At 33.5% G+C, this 7,242-nt stretch carries 6 protein-coding genes and 1 pseudogene; 4 read left to right on the forward strand and 3 right to left on the reverse strand.

Annotation, left to right across the window (positions count from 1 at the left end):
* The first annotated feature begins 205 nt into the window (after positions 1-205).
* On the forward strand, positions 206-1,597 hold the full coding sequence (gene fumC / locus CCY16_RS02250; protein ID WP_088414635.1) for a class II fumarate hydratase: 1,392 nt from the start codon (positions 206-208) through the stop codon (positions 1,595-1,597).
* A gap of 311 nt (positions 1,598-1,908) precedes the next feature.
* Here fumC and CCY16_RS02260 read toward each other — a convergent pair whose 3' ends face one another.
* The 3 genes from CCY16_RS02260 to CCY16_RS02270 are packed head-to-tail and all read right to left on the reverse strand — an operon-like array spanning position 1,909 to position 3,682.
* Entirely contained in the window at positions 1,909-2,286 is a 378-nt protein-coding gene (locus tag CCY16_RS02260) for a cytochrome c-type biogenesis protein (RefSeq protein WP_088414639.1), read from the reverse strand.
* A complete protein-coding gene (locus CCY16_RS02265; protein WP_088414641.1) occupies positions 2,270-3,319 on the reverse strand; it encodes a hypothetical protein in 1,050 nt (349 codons plus the stop codon). Before CCY16_RS02265 ends, CCY16_RS02260 begins: the two co-directional genes overlap by 17 nt.
* Before the next feature lie 3 nt (positions 3,320-3,322).
* Positions 3,323-3,682 carry a ferredoxin family 2Fe-2S iron-sulfur cluster binding protein gene (locus tag CCY16_RS02270; RefSeq protein WP_088414643.1) on the reverse strand — a complete coding sequence of 120 codons (360 nt, stop codon included), beginning with the start codon at positions 3,680-3,682 and terminating at the stop codon, positions 3,323-3,325.
* 120 nt (positions 3,683-3,802) lie between these two features.
* Here CCY16_RS02270 and murD point away from each other — a divergent pair, with 120 nt between their 5' ends.
* The 3 genes and pseudogenes from murD to CCY16_RS07090 all read left to right on the forward strand — a co-directional run.
* Positions 3,803-5,299 carry a UDP-N-acetylmuramoyl-L-alanine--D-glutamate ligase gene (murD, locus tag CCY16_RS02275; protein ID WP_088414645.1) on the forward strand — a complete coding sequence of 499 codons (1,497 nt, stop codon included), beginning with the start codon at positions 3,803-3,805 and terminating at the stop codon, positions 5,297-5,299.
* 12 nt (positions 5,300-5,311) lie between these two features.
* A complete protein-coding gene (locus CCY16_RS02280; protein WP_179946028.1) occupies positions 5,312-5,911 on the forward strand; it encodes a COQ9 family protein in 600 nt (199 codons plus the stop codon).
* Positions 5,912-5,999: 88 nt separating this feature from the next.
* A pseudogene (locus CCY16_RS07090) lies at positions 6,000-7,188 on the forward strand (alpha/beta hydrolase family protein); the annotation flags it as partial.
* Positions 7,189-7,242: the final 54 nt, after the last annotated feature.

Raw genomic sequence — 7,242 nt, forward strand, 5'->3', positions numbered from 1 at the left:
AGTAAATAAATTTACTAAGATTCTAGTGTCACGCACTGGAATGACATCGTTTACCATTAAACATTGATGTTATAATATCCACATACTTGACACTGGAATCTAGTATGATTTAATTAACTAAGAAATAGAGATACTCACATGAAAAAATTATGTAGTGAAGCTGAACGCCAGTATCAGCTACTTTTATGACACCGAGGAAGGAAATATGGATAAAAAAACTAGAATAGAATCAGATAGTTTAGGGGAAGTAAAAGTACCAAGTGAACATTATTGGGGAGCACAAACGCAGCGTTCTTTGGAGAATTTTAAAATTGGTATGGAAAAAATGCCAGAGCCCATAATTAAAGCATTAGCAATGGTAAAACTTGCAGCAGCACGTGTAAATGTGAAGTATGGTGCTATTGATGAAAAAGTAGGAAATGCGATCTGTGTAGCTGCGAAGGAAATAATAGATGGTAAATTCAATAACGAATTTCCGCTCGTTGTGTGGCAAACTGGGTCTGGAACTCAAACTAACATGAACATAAATGAAGTGATAAGTAATCGCGCAATAGAGATTTTGGGCAGTAATTTGGGTAGTAAATTCCCAGTACATCCAAACGATCATGTGAATTACGGTCAGTCATCAAATGATGCTTTTCCAACAGCAATGCATATAGCAGCAGCAAAGCAGATAAATTGTTCTCTTATTCCAAATCTTGAAGTGCTGCACAAAGCATTGAATGACAAGGTTCAGGAATTTAAAAATATAATAAAAGTAGGACGTACTCATTTGCAAGATGCAACACCTCTAACACTAGGGCAGGAGTTTTCTGGCTATGCAGCTCAGATTAAAAAGGGAATAGAGAGAATAAAATCAACTCTGAGCAATTTATACGAGCTCGCACAAGGCGGTACTGCAGTTGGTACGGGGTTAAACACTAAAGAAGGTTTTGCTGAGGATTTTGCTAAAGAAGTTGCAGAAATTACCAATCTTCCATTTACTTCAGCAGACAACAAATTCGAAGCATTAGCAGCAAATGATGCTCTAGTTGAATTAAGTGGAACGCTTAATACAGTAGCAGTCAGTTTAATGAAAATTGCAAGTGATATAAGATTGCTCGGGTCTGGTCCAAGGTGTGGAATTGGAGAAATCACATTACCGGAAAATGAGCCTGGTTCTTCAATCATGCCAGGTAAGGTAAATCCGACTCAGTGTGAGGCGGTGACTATGGTATGCGCTCAAGTTATGGGGAATCATGTTGCTGTAACCGTTAGTGGTTCAAATGGCCATTTTGAATTGAATGTGTTTAAACCAGTGATAATTTACAATGTTTTGCAGTCTATAAGACTTTTAGCTGATGCGAGTTTGAATTTTACAGAAAAGTGTGTGATTGGTATTAAGGCAAATGAAAAGAGAATAAAAGATCTACTAAATCAGTCATTGATGTTGGTCACTATATTGAATACACGTATAGGATATGACAATGCAGCGAAAATAGCAAAACTTGCTTATAAAGAAAATATCACTCTAAAAGAAGCAGCAGTGAAGCTTAAGCTACTCACTGAGCAAGAATTTGAAAGAATAGTAAAACCAGAAAAATTTATAAATCACTAGTTTTACTGTCAATGCCCAAAGCGGTTTCTTCTATCTCCTTTATTTTCTTATCTGCTAATATTTTTAATTTCTCATCGTATCTGTAATAATTTTTCTTTATAATGCATAGTTCATCTGCTGAATTGTGATTCAGTTTATGGTAACATTCACAGTTACAGTTTTCTTCGACACACTCGGCATCTGTAGGCAATGCTAATAGTAAAATATAAGTGCAAAGCTTTTCATACTGAATATTTAAGATTAATTGCGTTATAAATCTATTAATAGTGAAGAGAAGAACCTATCAATTTTCTGTTTTTTGGAGTATATATCTATTTAATTATATTTCTTATTAGAAAACATCCTATTAGTGGAATTACAAGTGGAATAAGCCATAAAATGTAAGTACTAAACTTTACAGGTGGGACAATTATAATTGAATCTCCATAAGAATTTCTTAGCTCTGAAGTTATTTGCTCGTCAGTATATCCACCACTGATTTTTTCACGAATCATTTTGCGCATATCATATGCAACTTGGGACCCTGACTCAGATAACGACTCACCAGAACATATTGGACACTTTATCATTTCAAATAAATTAGTTGCTCGTTTTTCCATATTTTTGTCTTTGAGTTTGTCATCCAAAGTAAAAGCATTTGTGCTTGAGTAGAATATCAATATGAAAAGTAAACTAATTACTATTTTCATTTTTGGTTAGTTCGGTGATTTTACTTAGTTGGTTCATAAAATCAGTGGTGGATAACTTCCCAATAAAACTTGACCCTAAGTTATCATCATATTTTATTGAAAATTGAATGCTGTCATCAGTTGTTTTTTCTGATAAGGAAGATATTAGTTTTTCAAACGCATCTGAAGTTTTTGAGTGATTTTTCTCACCAGCCAAAAGCGAGATTAATTCTTTATAATTGGATACGGCCACATTAACCTTGTTTGTGAATGAAGACGTAACCAAGTTGTAATTTTGCACTCCACCATCTGCGGTAAGAGAAAAGTTATCACTCTGAATTAAAAACCTTTCTATATTGAAATTAACTCTGGAAGCTGAGATATGATTTATAAACTCATAATCTAATTTAGTATCAATACTAAGATAATGTTCAGGACTTTCAACATTCTTGTATCGGTAGGTATAAAAATCAAATCCTAGCTTAGTGTTTCCGCTAGGTTCTTTATTGAAATGAAATTGAATGTAGTTACTTTTACCATTTGCTTCAGTTATAACACTTTGTTGATTTTCTGAAACATTGCATTTTAATCCATAATCTTCGTAACGAAGTATGTTTACATAGTCTATCATAGTACTATTTTTAGTAAATCGCAGCGAAGATGGTAAGTCGTTTAGTTTGATAACAAAATGGTTATTATTGTTTGTGTAGCATTTTATATTCTTTTTCTCATCGTCATGAGTAGTAATATTAACTTCATTGCTTGGTATATAAATGTATACCGATTTATCGAATAATCTGTTTTTTATCAACAAAGCTTCAGACGAAATAGTTAACTGCTCGTTAGAAAATTTTGGATTTGTCATGTGGAAAGTTAGGCTAGAAGGAAATCCGCTGAAGTCATACGAAATATCGAATTTTTCATCGTTAGTATATAATATTGTTTTAGCCAAAAGATTTTTTGTCTTCCATGCAGAAAAATACCAAAAACCACTGTAAGCTATGGGGACAAACAGAAATAAAGAAATTATTGTATAGATGAAAACCTTACGCATAACTTAATCGTTCCCTTGTTTATCCAGTGATATATTTCTTGTACCCCTTGGTATGGTTACACATAAACCATCGATGTCTTTTGTAATTTTTATTTGGCACCCAAGCCTCGATGTCTCTGTTAAACTAAAAGCTAAATCTAACATATCATTTTCTTCATCAGATATAGGATTATGTGTTTCTACAGCATCATAAAAATTTTGGTCAACAATTACATGACATGTAGAACAGGCAAGAGAGCCTTCGCATGCACCTTCAAGCAGATCCGGGTCACTTCTGTGAGCTAAATTAAGTAGAGTTTCCCCCTCTGCAGCTTCATAGCTTTTCTTACTTCCATCAGGTAAAATAAAAGTGACAGATGGCATATTACCTTCCTATTAAGATCCTTACTAATTTTCCTATATCTTACAGGTAATAACTAGTATTTGCAAACTCTTTACGTTAAGCCTATTAATAATTTATATGACGTCTTCCTAAAATAAGTGATGCAACTGAGCAAATACAAAAATCAAAGTGTTGCTGTTTTCGGCCTTGGCAAAACTGGTTTGTCCGTCATTAATACTCTAATAAAGAGTGGTGCAAAAGCGTATGCGTGGGATGATAGTAAAGAACAAATGGCAAATGCGAAAACAATGTATAAAGAGTGTAATTTTATCCATCCCAAAAAATACGATTGGCACGAGATAAAAGCATTGATTTTAAGCCCTGGAGTGCCAATTTTATATCCGAAGCCACATTGGATAGTAAAACTTGCAAGAAGTTTTGACTGTAAAATAAAATCGGATATTGAACTATTTCTAGAAGCTAAAGCTGAGAACCAGAAAATTGTAGGCGTCACAGGAACGAATGGTAAATCAACCACTACGTCATTAATAGGGCATATATTAAAATCTGCGGGGAAAAAAGTAGCTATTGGTGGAAATTTAGGTGTTCCTATTTTGGATCTAGAAAAAGATGCGGAAATTTATGTAATTGAATTTTCCTCTTTTCAATTGGAGCTAATAAATATGCCTGCTGTTATTCCAGTGCATGGCCATACCTTTTTTTCTAGATCCCAGTATCGTGCTGCTTGGATGATAGAAAGGGCACCTGAGATGACAAAAAAGATGACCGAGGTGACGAAAAGGATGGCTGGAATGATAAAGGTAGATATTTCAGTATTGCTCAACATTACCCTAGATCATATAGATAGACATGGAAGTATGGAAAATTATATAGCGGTTAAATCAAAGCTAATAGGCGGTAGTAAGGTTGCAGTGATAGGATGTGATAATGAAATTACCGCTGATATATTTAATAAATTTACTGGAAATAAGATTCCAATCTCAGGAGTACACTCCTTATTGGATGATAAAAAGGGCGCTGAGATCCAGGAGATTTCGTTAAAACTAGAAAATCATAACTTATCAGTAAGTGACGCGAAAATAAACTTAACATCCAACGCAGAAAATATAGCAGCTTCATGTGCCGTGTGTAAGTTGCTTAAAATGGATAGCAGCACTATTATCAACGGGATCAAATCCTTTTCAGGGTTAAAGCACAGAAATGAACTACTTGGCAAAATAGAAAATGTGCTTTTTGTAAACGATAGCAAAGCAACTAACGCTGAATCGAGCAAAAAGGCGATTTTGTCTTATAAAAACATATATTGGATCGTTGGTGGAAGAAGTAAAGAAGGCGGTATAGAGTCATTAAGCAAGCATTTTGCAAGAATTAGAAAAGCTCTTCTTATTGGGGAATCAACAGAAGTTTTTGCAAGCACTATGGAAAACAAAGTGGATTATGTTAGATGTTGCAATTTAGAAGACGCATTTAGACTGGCTTTTGAAGAGGCCATAAAGAGCAAAGAAAAAATAACAATATTACTTTCTCCTGCATGTGCTTCTTTTGATCAGTGGAGAAATTTTGAAGAGCGTGGTGAAGCATTTTGCAGAATGTTTGAAAAACTCAGGGATTCATTTACAATTACACGTGTTGTTTAATACAATGTTGTTGTGGAACAAGATGAAATAAGGTTGATAATAGATGAGCTAATCAGGGTTATTCCATTTGAAGGGATAAGCGATAAGACTCTATTAAAAGTGTGCACAGACCTTAATCTAGCCAATAGCTTTTGCAAATTTCGGAATGGAATATATAGTGCTTTAGAGTGCATAGTAGAGGACTTGAATAGTTCAATGGAAGCTGAACTTCGGAATTCTAACTTGGAAGATATGAAAGTGCAGGAGCAAATAAAGTTAGCTGTTCAAATACGCCTCTCAAACTATGCTAAGCTACCAAATTACAGAGAGTTTTTAAAAAATATTCTATCCTTTTCTGTATTACCAAAAAATATATACTTTTCTAGTAAACTCTTATGCGGAATAGTCGATATGATTTGGTATGGTATTCACGATCAATCAACAGATTTTAATTACTATACAAAACGGGCAATATTGGCTGGGATATACTTAAGCATAATACTCTTTTTTATTAATGATTATTCAGAAGGTTTTGCAGATACTCTATCATTTCTTGATAGACGCATTAACAACGTCATGACGTTTCAAAAGTTTAAAACCCATCTAAAAGAAATTGTAGGAAGTTTTCTATAGGCCTTTTATTATATTAGTCTATATTTTAGAGCTACCTTGGCTTTTTTCAATTTTTATGTTAAAATGACTGAATATTCACTAATGATAAATGAAAGTTATTTATTATACCGATGGTAATATTAAGCTAAAAGAAGGTACGCAACATGTAATAAACTTTTTTGGAGTGCCTAAATGTATTAAGGTTAATACATTTGGCAAAGGTGCACCTAAAAAGCAGGAAAGTAAATTAATTAAGCATTATTTTGACTATCCTTATTTTTCTAGAATTGTTAATCCAAAATTCTTTGAAGAGGAACTGAAGGATGAAGCAAAAAATTTGTTGCAAAGATAATATCGCTATGGATCATGTTCTGCAATATTATCTACGCTTCTGCTGCATTACTATACTTAGTGTATAAGAATCAAAGATCAAAAAAGGTACTTACTGGGTTAGCTTTTATGTCAATAGTGTTATTAATTTTAGCTACCATATGTTTTGTTGTAATTTGCTTATGGACGTTTTTTGACCTTATTAAGGAAAGGTTTGTTGTACATAGAATAAAAAGCTTTTTAGAAAATGAAGTCAGCCCTGAGTAGATAAAGCGTTATGAAAAAGAACTTATAAAAAGTTCAGAAATAGGTACAAAAGGCTCACAATCAAGAGTCGGGAAAAGATATAGAGGATATTATAGAGTTCTTTTTAAAAAAGAGAAGGCCGTAGCATTATATAACTTTTCAACAAATGGAAAAGAATTAGTTCAAGCCGGAACAGTAATGGTAAACATGTTGCTTGTAAATGAGATACATCCAAACAACATAGTTTTAGATATTAACTCTATTGGGGGGGAGAATTGCAGCAGAAGTTTTAAAAAGATTTGAAGATCATGGTATTCATTTGACACTAATTCACAGTAATTCTTATAGTTTGCTTAAAGATGCAACTAATAACTTTCCTCATGGAATAAGGACTTCTTCACAAGGTAGCTTCCTACAAAATTCTTGAATTTTTGGTTTGGGTGTTGCAGATCAGATTTTAATCCACGGGAAGTTGTAAAAACACAAAATGCTCTATATTAATTGCTGGTAGGAAAGGCGATAATGTAATTCCACGGGAGGCACAATTTGTTGGTAAACTTAGCGACCAACTAGCTGAAATAGGGTAGCTCAGAAGAAACATAGTGCTTGAACATGATCCTAAAGAAAAAGATTGTAAAAATAAAAATATTCATACCGATCATAAAGGACATTTAATTTATCGTGAGAGTAATAGTGGTATGGCAAATTACAAAGATATAGAAAATGGTATCCATTCAGCGGAGTAGCAAAATAAGATAGACAAGGTAGTATAAAAG

This window comes from Wolbachia endosymbiont of Wuchereria bancrofti, assembly GCF_002204235.2.
In the GTDB taxonomy this organism is placed as follows: domain Bacteria; phylum Pseudomonadota; class Alphaproteobacteria; order Rickettsiales; family Anaplasmataceae; genus Wolbachia.

What these genes read in the sequence shown, in the direction of transcription:
- fumC (WP_088414635.1), top strand. Translation starts at nt 206, where the DNA reads ATGGATAAAAAAACTAGAATAGAATCAGATAGTTTAGGGGAAGTAAAA.
- CCY16_RS02260 (WP_088414639.1), bottom strand. Translation starts at nt 2,286, where the DNA reads ATGAAAATAGTAATTAGTTTACTTTTCATATTGATATTCTACTCAAGC.
- CCY16_RS02265 (WP_088414641.1), bottom strand. Translation starts at nt 3,319, where the DNA reads ATGCGTAAGGTTTTCATCTATACAATAATTTCTTTATTTCTGTTTGTC.
- CCY16_RS02270 (WP_088414643.1), bottom strand. Translation starts at nt 3,682, where the DNA reads ATGCCATCTGTCACTTTTATTTTACCTGATGGAAGTAAGAAAAGCTAT.
- murD (WP_088414645.1), top strand. Translation starts at nt 3,803, where the DNA reads ATGCAACTGAGCAAATACAAAAATCAAAGTGTTGCTGTTTTCGGCCTT.